This is a genomic window from Falsiroseomonas oryziterrae (assembly GCF_021864505.1).
In the GTDB taxonomy this organism is placed as follows: domain Bacteria; phylum Pseudomonadota; class Alphaproteobacteria; order Acetobacterales; family Acetobacteraceae; genus Falsiroseomonas; species Falsiroseomonas oryziterrae.
On record NZ_JAKJIB010000725.1, the window covers coordinates 1 to 531 of the forward strand.

At 78.9% G+C, this 531-nt stretch carries 1 protein-coding gene; it reads right to left on the reverse strand.

Features of this window, described 5'->3' with window-relative positions; all coding sequences use genetic code 11:
- On the reverse strand, positions 1-531 hold a 531-nt coding region (locus L2I40_RS24355), incomplete at both ends, for an SAF domain-containing protein (protein ID WP_237217896.1).

Sequence of the window (531 nt, forward strand, 5' to 3'; positions counted from 1 at the left end):
GCCGTCGCGGCGGCGAGGTCGGCGAGCAGCAGCGGCTGGTCCGCCGCGGCCGGCCGGCGCAGCGCCTGGCCCACCACCTGTCCCGCCTCCTGCGCCGCGCCGGGACGAAGGCGGGAGGCAGGCACGCGCACCAGCCTGACATCCGCCGCGCGCACCACCTCGCCGGCTGCCATCCTTCGCGCCGCGACGAGCACCGGCACGGTCGGCACGACGCGCCCCGCGAGACGCAGGCGCTGCGTCGGCATGCCTTCCGCCGCCACGGCGAGCGTCGCCGCGAAGCGTCCCCCCGCCGCATCCAGCACCGCGCCCTCCACCGCGATCTGGACGAAGGCGCGTTCCGGGACGAGCGGCGGCGCGAAGCCGGCGAGTTCGAGCTCGGCCTCCTCCTCCAGCCCCTGGCCCCGCAGTGCGGCGCGCAGCGCCAGCACCACCTCCTCCCGCGCCACCGCGCGACCGGGCCGTTCGAGCACGACGCGCTCGCTGCCGCCCACCGGCCGCCAGGCGATGCCATGCGCGCGCGCGATGGCGAGC